The organism is Sporosarcina saromensis (assembly GCF_033253735.1).
In the GTDB taxonomy this organism is placed as follows: Bacteria; Bacillota; Bacilli; order Bacillales_A; family Planococcaceae; genus Sporosarcina; species Sporosarcina saromensis.
This window is the reverse complement of sequence record NZ_JAUBDI010000005.1, coordinates 1-20798: the sequence shown is the minus strand read 5'-3', so window position 1 is coordinate 20798 and position 20798 is coordinate 1. Positions and strand designations below refer to the sequence as shown.

The window sequence follows — 20798 nt, the reverse complement described above, 5'->3', positions numbered from 1 at the left end:
AGGAGAGAATGATAATGAGGCTAAACGTAAAAAAGGTTGTAGCAGGTGTCGGGTTATGTGCAGGATTTGTATGGGCGCCATCGTTCATGGAAGCGTCTACAGACGAGACGATGGTGAATTTATTAAATGACAAACAGGGTGAATCATCGGTCGTCGATGTGGAGGTCACTGGGCTTCCCGTCATTGAGGAACTACAAGTGAACATTCCTTCAAATGCGTCTACAGAGAGTGACAATCACGAAGAGGCGTCTTCAGAGGGAGAGCCAACGGAGGAAGGAAAGAGTCATTCCCTCGTGAACGTAGAGTTGTCCACTTCATTAACGGGAGATGTGGAAGCTGACGTTGCAACAAGTGACGTGAAATCCGACACAGCTACAAAAGGCCTTGTCGAAGTGCAAGCTGAAGATTTGCCAGTCGTAGGCGATGTACATGCAGGTGTGTTGGATAAACATGTAGAAAAAGATGAGGAAGGCTTATCCGGTTCAACAGGAGTTGTCCAAGCCGATGTAAATGGAGAGTTGCTAGAGGATACTTCCGTTAACGTCCTTGCACGGGAGCACGAATCATCAACAACAAGTGAAGCGAACAGTGCTGCTGTAGCGGATATTCATGTCGGCGGAGGCCTTGTCGAAAGTGTGGTAGATGATGTTACGGTTTCTGTCCTCAAAGAAGAATCGTCTGCTACAGAGAATTCAACTTCTGCAAAGCATTCTTTAGCATCGATCGCAGTCACAACACCTTTGACTAAGGATGTAGCAGTCGATGTTGCGTCAAAAGAGGTAGCAATTGACAAAGAAGGCACTTCGTTTGACGGTGGTTTTGTAGAAGTGAATGTAGAAGAATTGCCACTTGTTGGTGAAACGCATATCGGTGTGTTGGATCAACATCTGGAAACAACTAAAGAAGGTTTGACGAGTTCATCCGGCGTGCTGCAAGTCGATGTAGATGGTGAACTGCTTGAAGAGACATCGATTGGTGTGCTCGATCAAGACGTCAACATGGATGAAGAAGGTTTCACAAGTTCGTCAGGCGTTTTACAAGTAGACGTTGGTGGTGGATTGTTGGAGGATACATCAGTCGGTCTGCTTGAAAATAATCTTTCACTGAGTGAAGAAGGAAAATTCAGTTCATCGGCTGTGCTAGATGTAAATGTAGGAGGCAATGTGCTGGATGAAACATCACTCAGTTTGGTGGATCAACAGCTTATAGGGACAAATGATGGCTATGTATCGCTAGGCAAAGTTGTCGGCATTCAACTCGGTTCATCACAAGTAGGAAGTATTTCCGTAGATCTCCTTCCTTCATTTGGATTCATTGGATCAAATGATGCATCCCAACCTGACGATGAAGAGGATACGAGTGGGGGTACGGATGAAGAAAATGGTGACACATCTGTAGATGGTAATGACAACGATGATGTGGGAACTGAAATGCCAGGTGATTCATCAGATTCAACGAATGGCAATGGAAATACGACGACTGACGGAACAACAAACGATGACACAGGTATCAATGGTGGCGTAAACAATGCTGGGCCAACGGAAGACGGAACAACGACACCTCCGACGAACGGGAACGTGAACGGTTCTACAGAAGGGGGCGTAGCAGGTGCGCATGGGAATACATCCACGCAAACACCATGGAGCAATGCGGATGAACGTTCGGCATTGCCTACAACTGGTGGACTTTTAGATGGTAAACGAATCATTGTCATCGCATTGTTGTTACTGACAATGGGCGTTGGCTTGAGACATGTTGGAAAAACTTCCCCGCTAGGGCAGCGAGCATAAGTAGATGCGAAAAGCCATGAAGTGGATGGGTACGTTATTCATTGGATGTGGGTGTGGATTGCTCATCTGGTTATATGCCGGCAATGCGAAAGCGGACAATGAACAGCAAGAGGTAATAGAAGCATTCAAATCGATTCAAGTTACGGAACCGCTGAATGAAACCGCCGAGTCAACGAGCGATGCACATGCAGGAAATCAAGATGTAAGTGAAGTGGAAGGGATTTTATCCATTCCGCAAATCGACTTGAAAGCGCCCGTTCTTAAAGGAGCAGATGCGCAAACGTTGAATCGATCGCTTGGTGCAATCGAACAAATGGATCCGATAGGTGAAGTCGGAGGGAGTTACGCAATAGCAGGTCACCAAGCACGTGTCTTTGGCAAGTTCTTCAATCGGTTGCATGAAGTTGAAGTCGGTCAGGAATTGTCATTTGAAACGTTGGAGAAAAATCTGACGTTCGAAGTGTTCAACATTAAAATTGTCCGTCCTCATGAAGTAGACGTGCTTAAAGCGCGTGACGGTATAGCAATGTTATCGCTCGTAACGTGCTATCCAGCTTATTCAAATGATTATCGGTTAGTTGTTCAGGCTAAAAAAATTGAAGAGTAAACAAGAACGGCTGTACTTCCAATGGGAGGTGCAGCTTTTTTACGTTTACAACTAATGAATTTTGCAGGCGTTTATCGACAGGTATTGTAAGTATATGTTGGAAAATACTGTTTTTAGTGGTATAGTAGATTGGCAGTTTGATTTTTCTGTTTTTAAATGAATGCTTGTGTGTCTAGTAAGCTGGATGTATGAAATTGGTAAATCGCTTTGTGCAATTTATTGGTACCTACACAGACGTGCAAATGAACAAAGGGGAAGCTCGGATGAATCGTACATATTTGAAACATGAGTTTTTGATTACCGCGAGAAGTATGAAGAACATTCCGTTCGTCGTGTTTATCGGTGTGCTATTGCTCTGTTACTGTTTTCTTTTATTGCCAAACGAACAGGTGAAGGAAACTTTCTATCCTGAAAAGACGAAAGAGTATTTGACGATGTTGGATGCTGAGCAACAATTCCGATTGCAAAAAGGGAATACAGGGGTCGTGTTGTTTTCGGGGATGCCGGTCTATGCGAATAACGCCTACTATTACAGTTTATATAGTGCGTTGTTGACAGCCTATGAGGATAAAAACTATGATCGATTCTTGCACTTGCGTGCGAGTTACTTAGAGAATAATGTCTGGGAATATACGAACGACAAAGAATTCTTTAAAGACTCTCCTTTTCCAGGAAAGGATCGAGAACATGCTTATCACCAAACGATGATCCGATTTGAGGATTATTTGTCAAACAATCGTCCGATTACATATGGATTGCTCATGGAAAAGACCGGTTTGCAAGCGTTGCAAAAGTTCTTGCTCAACTATGGCATGTACTTTTTCTTATTTTGTGCCATTTTCTTCAGTAGCGATGTGTTGACACGTAACCGGAAAAATCGATCAGTGTTGCAAGGGCTCCCGTTAACGTGGTATCGCCAGCTGAATTTGAAAACGCTCTCAACGTTTTTGTATACAAGCTTATTTGCATTAGTGACGATTGTAATAGCAGTGGGTCTCATCTCCATTCAATATGGATTTGGGTACTTGAACTTGGACGTGCCCATCATGATTGCGCAACAAACCTTTACGAGGGAAGAATATGACGTGTTATCAATGGGGACATTTATCGGCATCATGGCGGTTGCGATGCTCGTTCTTGTTTACTTGTTCACCCGTTTAACCATTGCGATCGGGTTGCTCGTTAAAAATGAGTGGGTTGTATTGATTATTTGTAGTGCATTGTTGTTTCTGGAGCAATTTTACTTTACGCGAACGACGCGCACGTTAGGTGGCATTGATATCAGCTCGTTCCCTCAAACGTATATCGATTTTGGAAAAGTCGTCACTGGGGAGAAGAATTTCTTGCTCAACGTGGAAACGATTACGATGACAAAGGGAATTGTGGTTTTGCTCATTACGTTACTACTCCTCGAAGTGTGCATATGGGTCTTGTCCCGTATTGTCAATAAACGTCGTTTTTATAAAATCGGCTGAAGAAAGGACAATTAAATGTATCGGAACTATTTGTTATTTGAACTCAAATTAGTAATGAGAAATAAGAAAAATTGGTTGCTAGGTTGTGCATTGCTCCTCTTTTTCCCACTCTATTACATGCATTATAGTGATACGGAAGTACAAGATCTGCAAACATTGAAAAACGAAGAAGCAAACACGTATCAATCAATTTTTTTCTACTTGCCTGAAGAATACCGGGAGACGTCAGTAGGAGATGAAATTTATACTAATCTTACTGAACAATCATCGCTTGTGAATAACCAGCGTTTTGCGCTTTGGCAGAAAGACGTCGATCATGATGCATTCATCGAAAGTGGTTTACGTGTGAATGAACTGCGCCTTCGGTTACATGAGCTTGATAATGAAGGGATTCATCCTTCATTCGTCATACCGAAAGAAGAGATTTACAAGGAAATGGCATTGTTGCGCTACTATAAAGAGCATAGCTTGCCGCTCGTTCCGGATCCATTCGTGGCAAGTAATTATTTGCCTGTCGCGTTAGAATCGTTAAGCGGACTGGTGTTTTGTTTACTCGTATTACTTATAGGTAGCAGTATGTATGTACATGACTTGCAAAGAAAGACGATTATCGGCATCTTTCCTGTATCGTTTATGCAAAAACTGCTTAGTAAAGTGGGGATTCATGCGATGCAGATTTTACTGTTCCTCGTGATTGGACTCGTAGCAGGTGGTTTATATGTATCATTCCAAACAGGATGGGGAAGTGTTCAATCACCGATGCTGCTTTATACGGGTGGAGACTATATCGCTGTGTCGACAATTCGTTATGTACTGTATATGCTTTTGGCATTCATGCTCACTGCATTGCTGCTTTTATTCGCGCTCGCATTGTTAACGCTTGTCACGAAAAATGTGTATGCGAGTCTCTTTATCGTAATTCTCATTTTACTCGTACCAGCTGGCCTTCAGTTTGCGGATATGCACGTGGAGTGGTTATACCCGCTATACATGCTAGATATTGAAGCCATTCTAAGTGGGAATGCTGCGCTTGCGCTAGGAAGTGAAACGCTCGATTATCGGCGTGCGCTTATTTGGCTCGTCGGGATGAATATTGTCCTGTTTGTAGGTTTATTCCTGAAAAATAAATGGTCTTACCGGAACGCAAGGTTGCCTGTGACCGAAAGCGGGGGGAGCGCGAATTGAGTATGCGATTGAAACAGAGGACGCTGTTGCTCATCGGTTATGGTATCGGTCTATCGTTACTCGTAGGTTGTAATGCAATGAACGCCGCCCCTACTGAGAAATTGATAGCTTATGAAGAAAACTTTGAGATTAAAGGACAAGAAAAAGAACAAATGATTGGAACAGTTTCTTCTGCAATTTACAAGCAAGTAGATCGGGGCAATGAAAACGCTGAACAAATATCCATTCCTGTCGTCCCGAAAGAAGGCGTGGACGTGCAGCTTGCGACAGGCAGGTATGTGATGACGGGGGATCCCGTTGGCAATATTTTTGTGTATGATGAAGAGGGGCGTCTCATACTAACGGAGATTGTGGGCAGTTATGCAGGAGCGGGCAGTTTAACAATTGACGTCGACGCATCGTATACGGTCCGAGCAGATGGAGGCTATGATACTGTATCGTTCACACCTATTTCGACTTCTATCCAAACTGAATCATTATCAACAGGACTATGGGTAGTGGGAACAGATATTGAAGCAGGAACGTATACAGTTTCAATTGACTCCGGTTATGGCTATTTGCACGTCTTAGAGGAAGGCGAGGAGCCATTGGTCTATGAAATGATTGGTGGTTCGGTAGCGAAGTCGGAAAGCCGCATCGATTTACACGATGGACAAATTGTTCGCGTGAAGAATGCTTCTTTCATTACCTTTAAGAAAGTTGATTGAAACGGCAGTTCAATAAGATGACTCTTTTTTCATAAAAAAATACGTAAAAACCACACGTAGTAGCTCTCATTACGTGTGGTTTTTGTGTATTTCAGATTGACGAAAGTTCTTCTTTAGTCAATTTGGTGATGCAGAAAGAAATCATTTAAGGTAATTGTTTTCACTTGTTAGTTTCTTGAGAATCATTCTCCAATAAAGTAACTAAGTAATGCGTCTGCCCAAGCCTTAGCACCAAGTGAATTCGGTAAGCTCTCTTCATTTAAATAAGATAAAAGTTCATCTGTTTTAACATCAGGCCAATTATCCCAATGATCAATAATATGTATTTCGTTTTCAAGTGCAAACTGCTTAAGCGTATTAATTTGTAAGAGATAAAAATTTGGTTTAAGTATAGGCTGTGATGGTGTAATTATTAAAACCGCTTCATTATTAAATCTTTTTAGATGTTCGTCTATCATAAGAATATGTTGATGTTCATCTTCAATAACTACTTTTCCATTGTTATTTAGTGTGAAAGGTTCAATTATTAGTAAATCGTATTTGTTATTCCAATTTATGTTTTCATCAATTGTATCAATAAAATCTTGTGAAGTACCATCCGAAATTATTATATCAATATCAATAAAGTCTCCATATAGCTCCTTAAGTTTTGACTTTGTTAAGCCTGCCGCACCTCCGTCTCCACCAGCTTCTAAAGATGTAGAACCTATTAAAAGCATTCTGAGAGTTTCATCACTGTTATATTTTGTTATGAACAATTGAGCAATATCACTATCCATGTTTCTTGATAAGCTTTCAATTTGTTTTAATGTAAGATTTTTGTTGTCAAGAGTGTTGGTGTCTTCAACAGTCGAATTTAATTTTGGATTCGAGTCGAAATTATGATTGTCGACAGAATGCGAAGGTGTTTGACTACTAAGGACGTTTTCTAATTTTGATTTCCAACCTAAGTAACTATAAATAAGAACACTAATACAGATGATGAAGAATAAAAACGGTATGAAACGATAAATTTTCACGTGTCGGGTCCCCCTTACCTTATGACTTATAAATTTAATATAACATAGAAATAATAAATGCTGAGAAAAATCTAACATCCTATGATATAATTGTACTGGTTAATAGAATGGAATAGAAAGGAATACTTACTATGGAAGAAACTTTAAGCCTTCAGGATTTATTCAAGACAATCAAAAAGAGGGCGACACTTATTTTTTTGGTGACGATATTTGCCATTACACTTGCCGGTGTATATAGCTATCTTATAATGACACCAATTTATCAAAGCTCCACACAGCTCCTTGTAAATCAACAGAAAACCGAACAGGCACAATTCAACACACAAGATATCCAAACAAACCTGCAGTTAATAAATACGTACAAAGTAATAATTAAAAGTCCTGCCATTTTATCGGAAGTCATAGAAAAATTAGATTTAGACCAAACGGCAGATACATTAAACAGCAATATTTCAATAAATAATGAGCAGAATTCACAAGTAGTAGTAATAAAAGTTGAACATCCTAATCCAGCATTAGCAGCGGAGATTGCAAATACTACAGCTGAGGTTTTTCAAGAAAAAGTAAAAATTTACATGAAAGTTGATAACGTTAATATACTTTCACCAGCTAAGAAGTCGGAGAGCCCAATTAAGCCAACCCCCAATTTAAATATAGCGATTGCTGCTGTAGTAGGACTTATGATTGGAATAGGTATTGCGTTTTTATTGGAATTTTTAGATACAACTATTAAAACTGAGCAAGATGTAGAAGAAATACTTTCTTTACCGATTATTGGATTGGTCAGTCCGATAACAGACCGTGAAATGCCAAGTAATACGACAATCATACAACGTAGAAGAAGAAAGAGGTGAAACTGCAGTGTTTAATAAAAAGAAAGATAACTTGCAGTCAGTCGCACGAAAGTTAATTACTAGTGTGAATCCGAAAAGTATTATTTCTGAACAATATAGAACTATACGTACAAATATTAATTTCTCAAATGCCGATATTGACCTCCAAACTTTGCTTTTCACTTCATCATTCCCAGGTGAAGGGAAATCTACCAGTGCTGCAAATGTGGCAATTGTTTTTGCACAAGAAGGGAAGAAGGTACTCTTAATCGATTCTGATATGAGAAAGCCTACCATGCATTATACATTTCATACTACGAACACGACGGGTCTTTCGAACTTGTTAACAAAGCAGTGGCGACTTGAAGAGGTTACAAAAGTTACGAATATTGATGGTCTTCATCTTATTACGTCTGGACCGATACCACCAAATCCAGCTGAGTTAATTGGATCAAAGTCAATGAAAGATTTAATGGAAGAATTAAGGAAAATATATGATATTATTATTTTTGATGCACCACCTTTATTATCGGTTGCAGATGCTCAAATCTTATCAAATACATGTGATGGAACTATACTGGTAGTTAATACGAAACAAACACAAAAAGAAAGTGTTTTAAAATCAAAAGATCTGCTTAACTCCGCTAAGTCAAATGTATTAGGCGTAATATTAAATAACTATGTTATGGATAGAAATCAAGGCTACTATAATTACTACGGAACAAATTAAGTATTTGCCTAACTCATTTTAAAGGAGTATTTGACTTATGATAGATATACATACGCATATTCTGTTTGGTGTTGATGACGGATGTGAAACTCTAGAGGAGTCGATGGAGTTATTGGGAGACGCTTGTAATGAAGGTATTACAGATATTATTTGCACCCCTCATGCGCTACACCCTCAATACAATGTAACCATTGAGCAAGTTACAAATAAACTTGCTTTATTGTCTGAGAATATAGAGAAAAAAGGACTTTCTATACGATTACATCCAGGGCAAGAGATTCGACTGTGTGAAGACTTAGTTGAGAAAGTTTTGAACAGAGAAGTTCTTACGCTTGCGAATTCAAAATATTTATTACTTGAATTACCTTCACATACAATACCTTCGTATATAATTAACATTATCCAATCTCTTGTAAGTATAGATATTGTACCGATAATAGCACACCCAGAAAGGAATCGAGCAATAGCTGAGAATCCGCAACGCCTTGAAAAACTGATTCGACATGGAGCTATCTCTCAAATCACAGCGGGAAGTGTTGCTGGACACTTCGGTAAGAATATCCAGAAGTTATCGTTGAAATTAATTTCTACTAACTTAGTGCATACATACGGCTCAGATGCCCATAATAGTAGTACAAGGCCATTACTTTTTGATAAAGGTCTAGCTATTCTTGAAAAGAAAAAAATGTTTGATCATATTGATGTTATACTCGAAAATAATGAAAGAATTATTAAAAATGAGCCATTGTTCATGCTCGAACCGGAAGTAATTGGAGCTAAAAAGTTATTTGGTATATGGTGATTCATACCGTTATAAAGAATTTTGTGTTTACTTATTCGATAGTTAGTAAATACCATTTTCATTCGTGTGGCTTCTGAAATAAGTATGAACGATAGCTTACAGGCATGTGTTTAGGGACTCATCTTAAAACTAATGACGTTCTTAAACGACCTATATCAATCACTCCTGTCATATTCTGCATATAAGACTTTAGTCTCGTAAAACAACCACCGTCTGCTAACTTAGCAGAGTAATAAAGTGGTTAGTATTTCAGCGCTACTATGTTGAATTACATTTTTCGTCATCTAAAAAGCCGCTCCCTATAAAAAAGGAAGCGGCTTTTTGATAACCTGTTAGGAAGGTAGAGTAGCTGTGGGAGAAGTGAGCAGGGGGTCTGTCCCTGTTCAATTTAGTGATTGAGTAGAAATAGTGGTGAGAAAGATTATCGAGTTTTATTACGTAAGCGTGTTAATGTCAACCGCTTTAATGACTAACGGAGTACCTGCGGAAATGGTGCCAGTGACATTGTTAAACGTCAATTCTGTTGCAGAGATCGTATAAGACGCCCCTTCTTGTAAGACACCATTGATATAGAAGTTGTAATAGCCATTTGTAACGACTGGGAATGCAGTTGCTGCCGTACCTGTGTCATCTTGGAAACTAGTTGCCGGGATGGTTGTCCCGTCTGCAACCGTTAAATCACTCGCTAACACGTTGAAGAAGCGCTCGGCAGAAGCTGCAACGTTGACATGGATATTCATTAGGGATAGTGCCATTTCGTTCACCTCCTTTCAATTCTTTTACAGTACATGCAAGCGTGCTTGAACTTGTCAGGGCTGTCCAATCAATTGTAGGTTTATTTGATTAGCGACTATGTTGTTGTAAAGCCAACAGTTTCTATGATAATTGGCGTTCCCTGGGCAACCGTTGTGTTATCAGCCGTTATGGTCAAGGAGTTAGTATCTAATGTATACATATTCCCTTGCTGCATGACGCCATTCACGTACAAATTTACATAGCCGTTAGGGGAGAATAAAGTGAAAGAATTTACTTGGTTTCCTGCATCATCTGTAAAATTATTAGCGGACAATGTAGCGCCATTCGTCAAGTCTATCGTAGATTCGGCCACATAGAAATAGCGATTGACGATTGGTGTTACCGTAGAAGTGGGTGGACTTCCTCCGTTTTCTTCTTCGAGTGGAGGAAATGGTGGAAGTACATACGTATATCTTCTTTGTCGTCGATCGCAAGCTATGATGGTTTTGGATTGATCATCGCACCTGTACATCATGTATCACCTCCAATGTAGTAGCATATGTGAAAAAAGTGCGAGTTCATTGGTCTTTTAGCTACGGTGTTATCCCCTAGGAAAAGGAAGTTGCAATTTGTTTGAGAATTTTGTTGCACAATTCATATACGTGTAATAAAATACTTACATATGATACGTTTTGGTGATGGTGATCATTTATTACTTGTGCTAGAAGCATTGTCGAACCCGCATCGGCTGAAAATTATTGCCGTTTTGTCGGAGGGTAGGCAATATGTCAGTGAGCTGGCGAGGGCGTTGGAAATGAGTCGTCCGTTGTTGTACTTGCATCTTCAAAAGTTGGAGGAGGCGAACTTGGTTACAAGCAATTTGGAAATTCTGGAGAGTGGCAAGTCTGCAAAGTTTTACATGTTACATCCATTTCAGTTTGAAATGAGTGAGCGGCTCATTCGCGAGCTCGCACCGACATTGACGATGAAGAAAAAGAAGTAGAGGGGAAGTTGAAGATGCTAACAGAATTGTTTGTTTTTACAAGCTTATTTAGTTTTGTCTTACCGATACTCGCGATTATCATTGCGGTCGTTTTTATTGTGAAAACCGTGAAGAGATTTGAGAAGCGTGCGGATGAAAGGCTAGCCATTGAACGCGAAAACAGCAATATGCTACAAGAACGGTTGAAGGAGATGGATAACCGTTTGATTGATATTGAAAGATTATTGAAGGAAGTAGAGTGAGGGAATGATAGAAAAAGACCCGATGCAACCAAGATGGATATTGGTTGCATCGGGTTGTTTACTCAATCGATTCAATTTCGGAAGTGACTTCAAATGGATTGTCTCCATCTTGAGCACTGTAGGATCGTTTAATTTCCCCAAAACCGATCGCGAAATAGCTCCTAGAGACGGCACCATCTTCAAACGTTTCTTCGAGTACGATGACTTGTTCAAACTGTTGCATCGGTGTTTCTACCGTTTCGTCAACTGAGACGACTGTCCATGAACCGATCTCATCTCCAACTTCCAAAGGGAAAATAAGATAGGGTCGAATGGGTTTTAATTCTTTTAACTCCTCAATTGATACGGTTTCGTTTTCAGTTTGTAACGGTTCTTCGCGCAATAAAACGATACGGTCATCATCAATCCGGTACGACTTAGCCAGCTCAACTCCTCCGTTATTTTCATACACATTGACATGTCGTTCATCGAGCCATTCTGTGCGGGTTGTATAAGTGGCAAACTCATTCCCCTCACCATGAAAGTGTGCAATTGCTCCATTTTCCAAGAAAAATGCCGCCATATCCGCTCCTTCAAGAATCGCTTCATGTGTAAATGAACCTTCTCTATCCTCCACCTTAGTACCATCTTGCTCATCAGGAGGAGAATCGATCGGCGATTCCTCTTGTTTTTCATTACATCCAACAAGTACAATTAGCATGCTTAATAGGACAATCCATTTTTTCAATGCTTCCACCCACTTTCTTAGTCTTTTTAGTAGGATGACCTATTGATGTATGCGTGATTGGTATTGAATATACTATTTTCTCAACGCACATTCCGCTCCATCTATTCACTTCCTAATTGGTGAAGTGCATGTAGCGCGACAGTGGCAAGAATGGCATTGAGCTTCCCGCGAATAGACTACATCCGCATACTATGTCAGAACAGCGCATAATATCCTCAATTACGGCATACTTCATCAGAATGCCGCATAATATCCTCGAACACGGCATATGTCATGAAAATGCAGCAAAAGTATTCATGAAGCGGCATATGAGCTGAAAATACGGCAAACTTGTGCAAAACAGCGTAAATGACCTTTCAAGGGAAAATAGTTTCCACTTGTAATCCACTTGCCCCATTGAAACTGTTTTGAAACTAATTTGGTATTACCATCGTAAATTAAGGGTAACTAGTTTTGTAGAACAGAATTGTATGAATTTTAATCGTATAAGTTTGCTATGTCAACGGAAGTTTCGTTTGCAGTCAAAAGAGGGAGTGGGTAGAATGGCTGGAGTTACAGGTTTAGGTGGGGTTTTTATTCAATTGAGCAGTGATGTGAAAAAACGTTTACAGTGGTATCATGATGTCCTCGGTGTGGACGTCAGTGCATACGGGGTTAATTTCCTGAAGCCAAATGAGTTCACGTTGTTAACATTTACAGATGCAGAGGAACAGTCTGTTATATTGAATTTTACGGTTGATCATTTGGAAGCGTTTGTTCATGATTTGAGGAAGAAAGACGTAAAGTTTTTAACGGAGATTGAAGAATTTGATTACGGAAAATTTGTTCGAATTGAAGATGTGGATGGGTATCCAGTGGAATTATGGGAACCGTATCATGAGAATTATGCGGAAATGGTGGAAACGGAAATACGAGCGTACGTCGCGGGACAACTACGGAAAAATGTTCGCGAAGATTGAATGGAATACTAGTTTTGTTTCTAAACGAATCAATTGGTTGAGGAATGCGGCGCTTTTGCTGGATATGCTGCGTTTGGCCAAGATATGCTGTGTTTGGAAGAGGAATGCGGCGTTTTTGCTGGATATGCTGGGATTGGCCGAGATATGCCGCGTTTGGAAAAGGAATGCGGCGTTTGGCCGAGATATGCCACGTTTGGAAAAGGAATGCTGTGTTTGGCCAAGATATGCTGCGTTTGGAAGAGGAATGCTGCGTTTTTGCTGGATATGCTGGGATTGGCCGAGATATGCCGCGTTTGGAAGAGAAATGCGGCATTCGGCCTGTACTGTAGCTTATTTTTGTTGCAACAGAAATTGTTGACTGTTGCTAAAGAAGAGTCCTCGTGTGATTTCCATTTCGGGTTGTCCGGAAAGTACAGCTTCACTGTTCATCTTAAAAGTGACTGTAACAGTGGTCTTCATTCCCGGATTCAATCGCTCCTGATCAAAGTCGACGGTTTCACTTGCATAGGTTTTATCTTGATTATGGATTTTGAATGAAGTGCTTGATACAGACAACGGTGTATTGCGTGTGTTCTCAATTGTAAAATGAAACGTTTGATCTTTTTCGGTATGCGATGAATCGAGCAATTGGATGGCCACATCATCAAACTGTAACACTTCAGACGTGAAGCCGTTTTGTTTATTGACGGGTAGTTTTGAAATGATGGACGAGCTTGGTTTCAGTGTTAAGAAAACGGCAATTGCAAGTGTAACAATTGCCCCAATGCCAAGTAATTTGATGCGCCAAGAAAGTTTTGTCATAAAGAGTACCTCCGAATGGTAGTTGCATGAACTCTAATTCGTACAAGTCTGCAGGTGTGTAATATGCCGACGTTCAATTACGAAATTCGTATTTTATTTCAAGTAAGATTTGCTTACCGCTCATGCTGGTGTCACTAGTCTAGCCAACTTGTCATTCGTACAACCTCATCATTCTTGATAAATCGTTAAGGAGGCGTCTATGAAGAAAATAGTAGGACTTATGGGAACCATTTTATTCCTTACAGGATGTGTTGACGAAGAAGCACAGGAATTCATTGAGCAAGCTGAAACAATTGAAGCTGTCGAGGAATTAGTCGTGGGTGCGATGGAGCAGAAAGGATTGAACGTTTCCATACAACAAATTGATTATGAACATCATGGGAAACAGATCGATACAAGTGTCATCGTTGTTGATTATCAAACGTTGCATGAACCGACGTATGTGGGAAGGGCGTTTGTGGACGTCGATATAGAAGCTAGCCCTCGTAAACTCGATGGGATCAACCGACTTGGGTTAGATGATCGTTACGGCAACTTTCCAATTGGCAGAGTCCTCATTGAACAATTAAAGCAAGCAGCTAACCAATCGCTCATTCCGAATGTAGAAAAAGTGAGCACATTGTATCCTGGGGTGACATGGGAAGAAGGGGAAGAAAAGATCGGTTTTAAGGGTGTTGATTATCAAAAAGACAAGCTCGATGAATTGTTAAAGTTGTACGGAGACGAGCAATTTGCCAATCCATCTGAAGAACAAGCGAAGCAATGGCTTGTGGAATTCGAACAACCGATGGATGATGAAGAGGAGCTAGTTACTTGGTTGTACTTGCAATACGATGGTGAAATGACAAACAGTAAATTTAAAGAAATCGTGCAGCAAATTGCCGGCATTGACGCACTTCCGAAAGGGAATTATACGGTACGCATCATTGCTGATCGATACGATGAATCAGAAGAACCTCAATACAACGGACGTTCGGACGGCGAAGCTAGCAACGTCTTCATCGCATCTTTTTAAGGGGACAGGCACCGGAACAATTCTGAATTGTCCCGGTGCCTGTCCCCATTCAAAATTCTTTGTTCCAGAGGGGGGCGAACCATTTGACGCCTCGACGGTTCATTGGTAGGAGCTTCATGTCAGCGATAAGGTGGCTTGCATAGCCGGCAATTCCGGCAGCCAACATTCCGTCAATCGGCCACTGTTCATGCAAATGATGCAAAACGAATGCGAAAAACGCGAGACCAACGAGTGAGTGGGTATACGACCGATGTGGTAAAAACGAAGCGATGATCATGTAGCTACCTGCTAACATGATACCAATCGATTGGTGCAAGACGAATCCTACGAGCATAACGAGCAAGCCGGTCATCGTTAACATCCACTTCTGCTTCAAAAATCTTGAAACAACGAAAAGTAGCACGGCGATACCGCCATACAACAAAATGTCAGGTGTCATCCCTGTTTGGAAAAAACGATAGGTAATGGCGATGAACAACAATGTCCCGATTGCGTGCATGAGCCATTTCGCCACTTGTTTAGAAAGGGTAATCCCGTTTCGTGCGAGCCCATTCGTATCTAAATCAGGGACGAGCGCAGAAATAGCGCCGATAGCTGAACAAACGGAAACCGTCATGACATCACTTTCTATTTGTAAGCCTGCGATTGCACCGGCACCAACGCCGATTAACGCATGTGAACTTCCTTTCATGTGAAAACCTCTTTCGTCTGTGAAATCTAAGATGTTGTCCAATTATCGCTGATTCCAATGAATCATTGCAATGGGCTAATAATGTTACGAACAGAAGTAGGTAACATGTGCTAACATAATCTTCAAAGTAAAGATGTTCATTAGATGGAAATGTGTTACAATTAATGAATATTAATTATGATCATGGAGGAATGAAAATGAACAAACGGCTGAAGGCATTCGCAGCACTCGCACTTGCAAGTACAATCGTTGCAGCACCGATGTATACAGCTGACGCGGCACCTGTCAAATTCAAAAACTGTAAGGAACTGAACAAAACGTATGCAGGCGGGATCGCGAAAGACGCAAAAGTACGAAACAAAGGTGGCAAAACAAAATACACACCTACTGTTTCGTCGGAAATCTATAAAAATCATACAAAGCTTGACCGTGACAAAGACGGCATTGCGTGTGAACGCTAACAATCACCGAAACCGACAATGGAAAGCGGACTGCAATTTCATGTATCGATACAAAATCCGCGCGTGACGACTCTCGGGATTAGTTGAATCGATTTCCCGTTCCAACCGATGCATGAACTCCCGGTCGCACTCACAACGCGATCTGCCCGAAAGATAACATTCGTCGTGCGCCTTACACGCAGCATCCACACGATTTACAGGCGCACCCGGTCCACTACACCCCGGTCCACACCAGTTATAACCGGGAAACACACAAAACCGTGGCCGCCGAAAACCTCTCCGTTGCATGGCAAAAACCTCCTGAAAAAAGTCTTTACTCTACCTTATGCAACGAGTGGCCAAGCAGCTGTACAGATGCATACGCCAACAAAAAAAGAAGTCCAACCGAACGAACCGGCGGACTTCCTTTTCATTTTATTAAAACCCTTTTTTTGAATCGCGCCATAAAGTTTTCTTTACTGTACAACTTCCCGCAAAATCAGGAAGATCATCATGCAAGTTGCAAGGTCATGCTTTCTAGCAGTGAGTTTCTCCACAAAATTTTACTTAATCATTCATCAACTTCAACGCTTTCATTTCCTCAGTTACATCAAGAATCATACTTGCAACCATCCGATCCTCAATGCGAGGCATCACATGAATATGTGCATCCAATGCATGAGCAGTCTTGCTTAACACATCGGCATTCGCTGAGCGATCCATCAATAAAGTAAGTCTCGAAGAAACAACTTCCACATTCGATTCCGTAATGCCGTTTCGTACAATCCACCCATACAATTCATAGAGTGTACACGCAATTCTTCGTTGATGTTTTAACCAGGTTATGCCTTCTTCTGAATGGTTTTCTTGATTGTTCAGTTTCAAACGGTCTTCAATCATCGTTGTAATGAGCAACAAGTTTTTAATGCCGTGGTCATTGCCTTTCCGATGCACTTTGTCATGTACTTCTTTCAGCATTTCATGGATCGTATCTTCATACATCGATTGCAAATCACGATTGGCATCATCCAGTTTGTATGGCAAGATGAATTTATTAATAAGCAAAGCAAGAACGACTCCTGAAATGACGAGTAAAATCCGGTTCAACGTCAAGATTTCTGTTGTTCCGGTGACGAGCGCTGCTGCACCAATTGCAGAGAATGTCACGAGAATCGTACTGTAGCGATACACTTTAATGTAATTCATCAAATAACCAGCAGTCATGATCAAGATCGAACGCATGACGTCCCCTTGGAAGAGCATAAAGAATCCCGTAACAAGAATTGCACCGGTAATGGTAGCAAATACCCGGTCACGCATTTTCTGGCGAGATTGCTCATAAAGCGGAATGATGACCGATAACACCGTAAACATCATCCAGCGACCTTCCTGGATTTCAAAAAAGTCGACGATGAATCCACTAAGTGTAATCCCGACAGCCATTCGAACAGCATACGACAATTTAATGGAGTTCGTATGACTGGGTGCTGTAGAAATCGTCATCTTTTGGAACTTTTTCGGTATTTGTTCCAAGTTTTTCACGACGTTCGTCTGTTTTTTGCTGAGGTCTTGGATATCAGCAAGGCTACTTCTTAAAAAGTCGACATTGTTCAACATGCGCAAGACGATAAGCGAGTGATTATGCTCCTCTTTATACTTCGCTAACATACTTGAATAGTACGTATCGAATTTGTCGACTGCATTCTTATCTTGAACTGCTTCGCTCGCCAACTGCAAGCATTGATGCACGTCTTCCAAAATAACCGCTTGCGCTTCGTCTTTTGATAGGTTGTCGAGTAACATATTCATCTTTTCTAAAGCGGCCGAAATGTTTAACTTTAAACGTCCTTCTTCCGTCAAATAGTAGTTCTCTTCGCGCTTGTCATAAATAATACTTCGTAAGCCCGCGATATCCTCTACAATTTTTTCATCAACTTTAACGTGATCTTCACCTTTTTTCAGTAAATCAATCTTGTCAATTAACGATGTACAAATTGCTTGGATTTTCTTATCTCCGCTTTTCGTTATTTTGTTTTTATTCGCAAGCATTTGAATGCCCATGATCGCCAACGCCCCAACTACGAGGGCAGCGATACGCGTCGGCATTAAATTCAACGGGACAGGGGACGCTAAAATAAACAAATATTGTAACGAAAAGGGTAAATAAAGAGGGTTCTTCAAGTTGAAAAGTAACGAATAACTCACCACAAACATGACGATAAAATGAATGGGAATGGCTAACCAAACGTTAAATCCTGCAAGAAACGCTCCAATCCCGATGAACAAATTCAGTGCAATAAATTTCAATGTATTGCCAACTGGACGGCTCGTTAAATCACGTTCCAGCAACATGAGCATTGCAGTAATCGTTGAGACACCAATAAGGATATTTTCATTCCCAAAAATCGCTCCAAAGCCCATAATAAATCCGACAATCAAAACAAATAAAACTGTATTTGTAATAATTGTTTTTTTGTTCACAGTAAACTCCTCACTTCGTGTTAATAAAAATGTCTTCATTCGTAAGAAAGTCGACGCATAATTATCGATTATCTTCTAAGTTGCGAAAAGAAGTTTAACATCAAATTAATTTCCGGTAAAACAATTTGAAGAGAAAAGTAGTGAAAAGTCTTGGAGAAGTGACAGCTTTGTTGCAAGAGGAAATCGAATCCTTTAGATGAAGCATTCCCTGCAAAACCTTGTTTAATCGATATGACGGTTGGGCGAAAGTAATAAAAAGGATGTAAACGTGGATGCTGATTACTTTAGTAAGACGCGGCAACGGGCAGTGCTTCTGAAATGCCTTTTTTAAAGCGAAAGAGAAAAGGATTGATTTGTCAAAACCCATTTAGCGCGACAATGCGTGAGAATCGTAGGTAGCAAACCGCGAAATGAAGCAAACTTCTGCGAACGAGGCGTAGTTTCAGGGAAAACCGCATAGTTCTGTAGAACGCGGCATAATTCTTCGGAACACCGCATACTTCTTCAGAACGCGGCATATCTCCTCGAAACGCGGCAAACTCCTGCAAAACGCGGCATAACTCCTCGGAAAGGCGCATACTTCTGCAGATATCGGCATATCACTCGGGAACGCCGCATACTCAGAAGATAAAAGAAAAAAGCCTTAATATGTAAAAACACATTCAGCGTGACTATGCTTAGTCTCATATCCCAGTCACCCGCGATAGAATGTACCGAATACGATTTGCTGCGAAAAAACCATAAAAAAACGAGTGGCATTCAAGTTATTGGTACTTGGATGCCACTCGTTTGTAGGCTATATAAATTATTTTTGCGGAGCAATCAACGATAGATTAACAACACAGTGTCGCGATTCCACTAAGCTTGCAACGAAGTTTCTTTCTCTGATTTGTCGACGACGGCAGCACCGACGATGTCTCCGACGACGTTTGAGGCAGTTCCACCCATGCCGATGATGGCGTCAACGCCTGCAATGAGAGCGACAATTTCAAGCGGCAAGCCGAACATTGTCAACACGGCAGACAATGTGACGAGTCCGGCCGCTGGCACGCCGGCAGTCCCAATCGATAGTAATGTGCCGATGAGGACGATGACGAAAAGATCAGATGCAGAGAGTTGTAGGCTTGTAATGTTGGCCGCAAACACAATCGAAATTCCCATCCGCAATGCGCCGCCATCTGAATTGAAAATCGCACCAAGTGGCAATGCGAAATTCGCTGTCTTCTCTGAGATGCCTGCATTTTTGGCAGCTTTGATGGCAATCGGTAAGGATGCAATACTGCTTGATGTGAAAAATGCGGTTGTATACGCTTCTTTCGTCCGACGGAAAAAATGGATAACGGGTGTGCCGGAAAAACGGAGAAAGCCGGTGTAAACGAATACCCACAATAGAACGATCCCTAAATAAAATACACCTGTAAAAGTCAACAGTGATTTGAACGTTTCCCATCCTTGGCTTCCGAAAGCAACTGCGCTGATGGCAAACACGCCGATTGGTGCGTATAAGAGGATGCCATTCAACAGTTTGTAGAACAAATCATTCAGAGCGACGACGACTTGGTCAAGCAGCTCTGCATTTCGTTGCATCCGTTGATCCGTCGAAAATTTCATGGAGGACATCGCCATCCCGATGATGACGGCTAAAAAGATGATGGCCATCAGGTCACCGCTTGCAAATGCTTGGAACAAGTTATCCGGAACCATTTGTAAAAGGATGTCTGAGAAATGAGGTGTTTCTTTTGGCTCTACCGTTACATCTGGCAAACGTAAAGATTGACCGGGTTTGAAGAAGAGGGCTAAGCCGACGCCGATTCCAACAGCTGCAGCAGTCGTTGCTGCGTAATATAAAATCAGTTTCCATCCCATACGGCCAAGCTGGGCAATGCTCATTTGGTCAACTGCCTTGACGACCGTGAGAAAGACGACTGGGATGGCTACGAGGCTAAGTAAGTTGATGAGTAAGGTACCAAATGGTTTTAGTACTTGCATCTGCTGTCCAAAAAGTAGCCCTGCTGCAATACCGATAAGGAAGCCGATGGTCATTTTTAACGCAAAGGGCGTCTTCCGATATCCATTCCAAATTTGCTTCAACATGAATTCTATTTCCACCTATTCTTTATCATTTTATAAAAGTGCATATCTAATAAAGTGTACTCTCTAACTGACGGTTCAGTCAATTCCCCTGCTTGTATTTGGGTGCCAGTCCCCGACAAGATTCTGAATTGTTCAGGTGCCTGTCCCTTGACACTAGCGTTGCATAGTTTACACTAAATACATTAAAATCTATATTTTTACATTATGGTACTCCGGTAAAATTTAAAAAAGGGAACAGGGGTCTACAATTAAATCAGTTCCCTTTTTTTGTAATTTAATTTATTTAGCTTTGTTTTTCTTTGTTGCTTTTAACTTCTTCTCTTTTTTGATGAAATGTTGTTTATTTATCGGGTCGACAATGGCAGAGTCTTCACCATAATTTATTGGTTTCTCTTCTTCCTTGGACACTTTTTGCCTTCCTTTACTCTTTCTGAGCTTTCGGTTGACGTAGTTTAACAGTTT

At 41.0% G+C, this 20798-nt stretch carries 23 protein-coding genes; 13 read left to right on the top strand and 10 right to left on the bottom strand.

The genetic code is table 11. The features are described 5' to 3' along the window. The first annotated feature begins 14 nt into the window (after positions 1 to 14). The 5 genes from QT711_RS07390 (at position 15) to QT711_RS07370 (ending at position 5764) form a co-directional block, all read left to right on the top strand. Positions 15 to 1790 (top strand): hypothetical protein, encoded by a 1776-nt coding sequence (locus tag QT711_RS07390; protein ID WP_317943064.1) that lies wholly within the window; start codon positions 15 to 17, stop codon positions 1788 to 1790. A 16-nt stretch (positions 1791 to 1806) separates the two neighbouring features. Then, positions 1807 to 2397: a class D sortase gene (locus QT711_RS07385; RefSeq protein WP_317943062.1), complete on the top strand. Its 591-nt coding sequence runs from the start codon at positions 1807 to 1809 to the stop codon at positions 2395 to 2397. Positions 2398 to 2585: 188 nt separating this feature from the next. Then, on the top strand, positions 2586 to 3872 hold the full coding sequence (locus QT711_RS07380) for a hypothetical protein (protein ID WP_317943060.1): 1287 nt from the start codon (positions 2586 to 2588) through the stop codon (positions 3870 to 3872). A gap of 54 nt (positions 3873 to 3926) precedes the next feature. Continuing rightward, positions 3927 to 5057, top strand: a complete 1131-nt coding sequence (locus QT711_RS07375) for a hypothetical protein (protein ID WP_317943058.1) — start codon at positions 3927 to 3929, stop codon at positions 5055 to 5057. Then, positions 5054 to 5764: a hypothetical protein gene (locus tag QT711_RS07370; RefSeq protein WP_317943057.1), complete on the top strand. Its 711-nt coding sequence runs from the start codon at positions 5054 to 5056 to the stop codon at positions 5762 to 5764. Before QT711_RS07375 ends, QT711_RS07370 begins: the two co-directional genes overlap by 4 nt. 182 nt (positions 5765 to 5946) lie before the next feature. Here QT711_RS07370 and QT711_RS07365 read toward each other — a convergent pair whose 3' ends face one another. Continuing rightward, positions 5947 to 6783 carry a hypothetical protein gene (locus QT711_RS07365; protein WP_317943056.1) on the bottom strand — a complete coding sequence of 279 codons (837 nt, stop codon included), beginning with the start codon at positions 6781 to 6783 and terminating at the stop codon, positions 5947 to 5949. Positions 6784 to 6914: 131 nt separating this feature from the next. Here QT711_RS07365 and QT711_RS07360 point away from each other — a divergent pair, with 131 nt between their 5' ends. From QT711_RS07360 to QT711_RS07350, 3 genes are read left to right on the top strand one after another with little or no spacing between them, the layout of a single operon-like run. After that, a complete protein-coding gene (locus tag QT711_RS07360; RefSeq protein WP_317943054.1) occupies positions 6915 to 7637 on the top strand; it encodes a YveK family protein in 723 nt (240 codons plus the stop codon). A 7-nt stretch (positions 7638 to 7644) separates the two neighbouring features. Beyond that, positions 7645 to 8346: a CpsD/CapB family tyrosine-protein kinase gene (locus QT711_RS07355; RefSeq protein ID WP_317943052.1), complete on the top strand. Its 702-nt coding sequence runs from the start codon at positions 7645 to 7647 to the stop codon at positions 8344 to 8346. Between the two features lie 37 nt (positions 8347 to 8383). After that, complete coding sequence (locus QT711_RS07350) at positions 8384 to 9148, top strand: tyrosine-protein phosphatase (RefSeq protein WP_317943050.1); 765 nt, start codon at positions 8384 to 8386, stop codon at positions 9146 to 9148. Between the two features lie 434 nt (positions 9149 to 9582). On the opposite strand, the gene QT711_RS07345 is transcribed toward QT711_RS07350, so the two are convergent. Then, positions 9583 to 9903: a DUF4183 domain-containing protein gene (locus QT711_RS07345; RefSeq protein ID WP_317943049.1), complete on the bottom strand. Its 321-nt coding sequence runs from the start codon at positions 9901 to 9903 to the stop codon at positions 9583 to 9585. Positions 9904 to 9998: 95 nt separating this feature from the next. Next, a complete protein-coding gene (locus QT711_RS07340; RefSeq protein WP_317943048.1) occupies positions 9999 to 10418 on the bottom strand; it encodes a DUF4183 domain-containing protein in 420 nt (139 codons plus the stop codon). 147 nt (positions 10419 to 10565) lie between these two features. On the opposite strand from QT711_RS07340, the gene QT711_RS07335 reads away from it, so the two are divergent. Next, positions 10566 to 10886 (top strand): ArsR/SmtB family transcription factor, encoded by a 321-nt coding sequence (locus QT711_RS07335; RefSeq protein WP_317943046.1) that lies wholly within the window; start codon positions 10566 to 10568, stop codon positions 10884 to 10886. A gap of 14 nt (positions 10887 to 10900) precedes the next feature. After that, positions 10901 to 11128, top strand: coding sequence for a hypothetical protein (locus tag QT711_RS07330; RefSeq protein WP_317943044.1), 228 nt, complete (start codon positions 10901 to 10903; stop codon positions 11126 to 11128). A 58-nt stretch (positions 11129 to 11186) separates the two neighbouring features. Here the strand turns inward: QT711_RS07330 and QT711_RS07325 are convergent, their stop codons facing one another. Then, positions 11187 to 11855, bottom strand: a complete 669-nt coding sequence (locus QT711_RS07325; RefSeq protein ID WP_317943042.1) for a hypothetical protein — start codon at positions 11853 to 11855, stop codon at positions 11187 to 11189. 542 nt (positions 11856 to 12397) lie between these two features. Between QT711_RS07325 and QT711_RS07320 the strand changes: the two genes are divergently transcribed. Beyond that, the gene (locus QT711_RS07320) at positions 12398 to 12814 is read left to right on the top strand and encodes a VOC family protein (protein WP_317943040.1); all 417 of its coding nucleotides are present in this window, start codon (positions 12398 to 12400) and stop codon (positions 12812 to 12814) included. Positions 12815 to 13144: 330 nt separating this feature from the next. Here the strand turns inward: QT711_RS07320 and QT711_RS07315 are convergent, their stop codons facing one another. Further along, entirely contained in the window at positions 13145 to 13615 is a 471-nt protein-coding gene (locus tag QT711_RS07315; RefSeq protein WP_317943039.1) for a DUF4352 domain-containing protein, read from the bottom strand. Between the two features lie 199 nt (positions 13616 to 13814). Between QT711_RS07315 and QT711_RS07310 the strand changes: the two genes are divergently transcribed. Further along, positions 13815 to 14630 carry a hypothetical protein gene (locus tag QT711_RS07310; protein WP_317943038.1) on the top strand — a complete coding sequence of 272 codons (816 nt, stop codon included), beginning with the start codon at positions 13815 to 13817 and terminating at the stop codon, positions 14628 to 14630. A 49-nt stretch (positions 14631 to 14679) separates the two neighbouring features. On the opposite strand, the gene QT711_RS07305 is transcribed toward QT711_RS07310, so the two are convergent. Then, positions 14680 to 15321: a metal-dependent hydrolase gene (locus tag QT711_RS07305; protein WP_317943036.1), complete on the bottom strand. Its 642-nt coding sequence runs from the start codon at positions 15319 to 15321 to the stop codon at positions 14680 to 14682. 164 nt (positions 15322 to 15485) lie between these two features. Between QT711_RS07305 and QT711_RS07300 the strand changes: the two genes are divergently transcribed. After that, complete coding sequence (locus QT711_RS07300) at positions 15486 to 15782, top strand: excalibur calcium-binding domain-containing protein (protein ID WP_398295752.1); 297 nt, start codon at positions 15486 to 15488, stop codon at positions 15780 to 15782. A 3-nt stretch (positions 15783 to 15785) separates the two neighbouring features. Here QT711_RS07300 and QT711_RS07295 read toward each other — a convergent pair whose 3' ends face one another. From QT711_RS07295 to QT711_RS07280, 4 genes are all read right to left on the bottom strand, one after another. Further along, positions 15786 to 16070, bottom strand: coding sequence for a phospholipase (locus QT711_RS07295; protein WP_317943034.1), 285 nt, complete (start codon positions 16068 to 16070; stop codon positions 15786 to 15788). A gap of 258 nt (positions 16071 to 16328) precedes the next feature. After that, positions 16329 to 18281 carry an FUSC family protein gene (locus QT711_RS07290; RefSeq protein ID WP_317943032.1) on the bottom strand — a complete coding sequence of 651 codons (1953 nt, stop codon included), beginning with the start codon at positions 18279 to 18281 and terminating at the stop codon, positions 16329 to 16331. An 819-nt stretch (positions 18282 to 19100) separates the two neighbouring features. Beyond that, positions 19101 to 20336, bottom strand: a complete 1236-nt coding sequence (locus tag QT711_RS07285) for a dicarboxylate/amino acid:cation symporter (protein WP_317943030.1) — start codon at positions 20334 to 20336, stop codon at positions 19101 to 19103. 279 nt (positions 20337 to 20615) lie between these two features. Further along, the coding region (locus tag QT711_RS07280) for a hypothetical protein (protein WP_317943029.1) at positions 20616 to 20798 on the bottom strand (183 nt) is incomplete at its 5' end.

What these genes read in the sequence shown, in the direction of transcription:
- QT711_RS07390 (WP_317943064.1), top strand. Translation starts at nt 15, where the DNA reads ATGAGGCTAAACGTAAAAAAGGTTGTAGCAGGTGTCGGGTTATGTGCA.
- QT711_RS07385 (WP_317943062.1), top strand. Translation starts at nt 1,807, where the DNA reads ATGAAGTGGATGGGTACGTTATTCATTGGATGTGGGTGTGGATTGCTC.
- QT711_RS07380 (WP_317943060.1), top strand. Translation starts at nt 2,586, where the DNA reads ATGAAATTGGTAAATCGCTTTGTGCAATTTATTGGTACCTACACAGAC.
- QT711_RS07375 (WP_317943058.1), top strand. Translation starts at nt 3,927, where the DNA reads ATGAGAAATAAGAAAAATTGGTTGCTAGGTTGTGCATTGCTCCTCTTT.
- QT711_RS07360 (WP_317943054.1), top strand. Translation starts at nt 6,915, where the DNA reads ATGGAAGAAACTTTAAGCCTTCAGGATTTATTCAAGACAATCAAAAAG.
- QT711_RS07350 (WP_317943050.1), top strand. Translation starts at nt 8,384, where the DNA reads ATGATAGATATACATACGCATATTCTGTTTGGTGTTGATGACGGATGT.
- QT711_RS07345 (WP_317943049.1), bottom strand. Translation starts at nt 9,903, where the DNA reads ATGGCACTATCCCTAATGAATATCCATGTCAACGTTGCAGCTTCTGCC.
- QT711_RS07340 (WP_317943048.1), bottom strand. Translation starts at nt 10,418, where the DNA reads ATGATGTACAGGTGCGATGATCAATCCAAAACCATCATAGCTTGCGAT.
- QT711_RS07335 (WP_317943046.1), top strand. Translation starts at nt 10,566, where the DNA reads ATGATACGTTTTGGTGATGGTGATCATTTATTACTTGTGCTAGAAGCA.
- QT711_RS07330 (WP_317943044.1), top strand. Translation starts at nt 10,901, where the DNA reads ATGCTAACAGAATTGTTTGTTTTTACAAGCTTATTTAGTTTTGTCTTA.
- QT711_RS07320 (WP_317943040.1), top strand. Translation starts at nt 12,398, where the DNA reads ATGGCTGGAGTTACAGGTTTAGGTGGGGTTTTTATTCAATTGAGCAGT.
- QT711_RS07315 (WP_317943039.1), bottom strand. Translation starts at nt 13,615, where the DNA reads ATGACAAAACTTTCTTGGCGCATCAAATTACTTGGCATTGGGGCAATT.
- QT711_RS07310 (WP_317943038.1), top strand. Translation starts at nt 13,815, where the DNA reads ATGAAGAAAATAGTAGGACTTATGGGAACCATTTTATTCCTTACAGGA.
- QT711_RS07305 (WP_317943036.1), bottom strand. Translation starts at nt 15,321, where the DNA reads ATGAAAGGAAGTTCACATGCGTTAATCGGCGTTGGTGCCGGTGCAATC.
- QT711_RS07300 (WP_398295752.1), top strand. Translation starts at nt 15,486, where the DNA reads ATGAATATTAATTATGATCATGGAGGAATGAAAATGAACAAACGGCTG.
- QT711_RS07295 (WP_317943034.1), bottom strand. Translation starts at nt 16,070, where the DNA reads ATGCAACGGAGAGGTTTTCGGCGGCCACGGTTTTGTGTGTTTCCCGGT.
- QT711_RS07290 (WP_317943032.1), bottom strand. Translation starts at nt 18,281, where the DNA reads ATGAAGACATTTTTATTAACACGAAGTGAGGAGTTTACTGTGAACAAA.
- QT711_RS07285 (WP_317943030.1), bottom strand. Translation starts at nt 20,336, where the DNA reads ATGTTGAAGCAAATTTGGAATGGATATCGGAAGACGCCCTTTGCGTTA.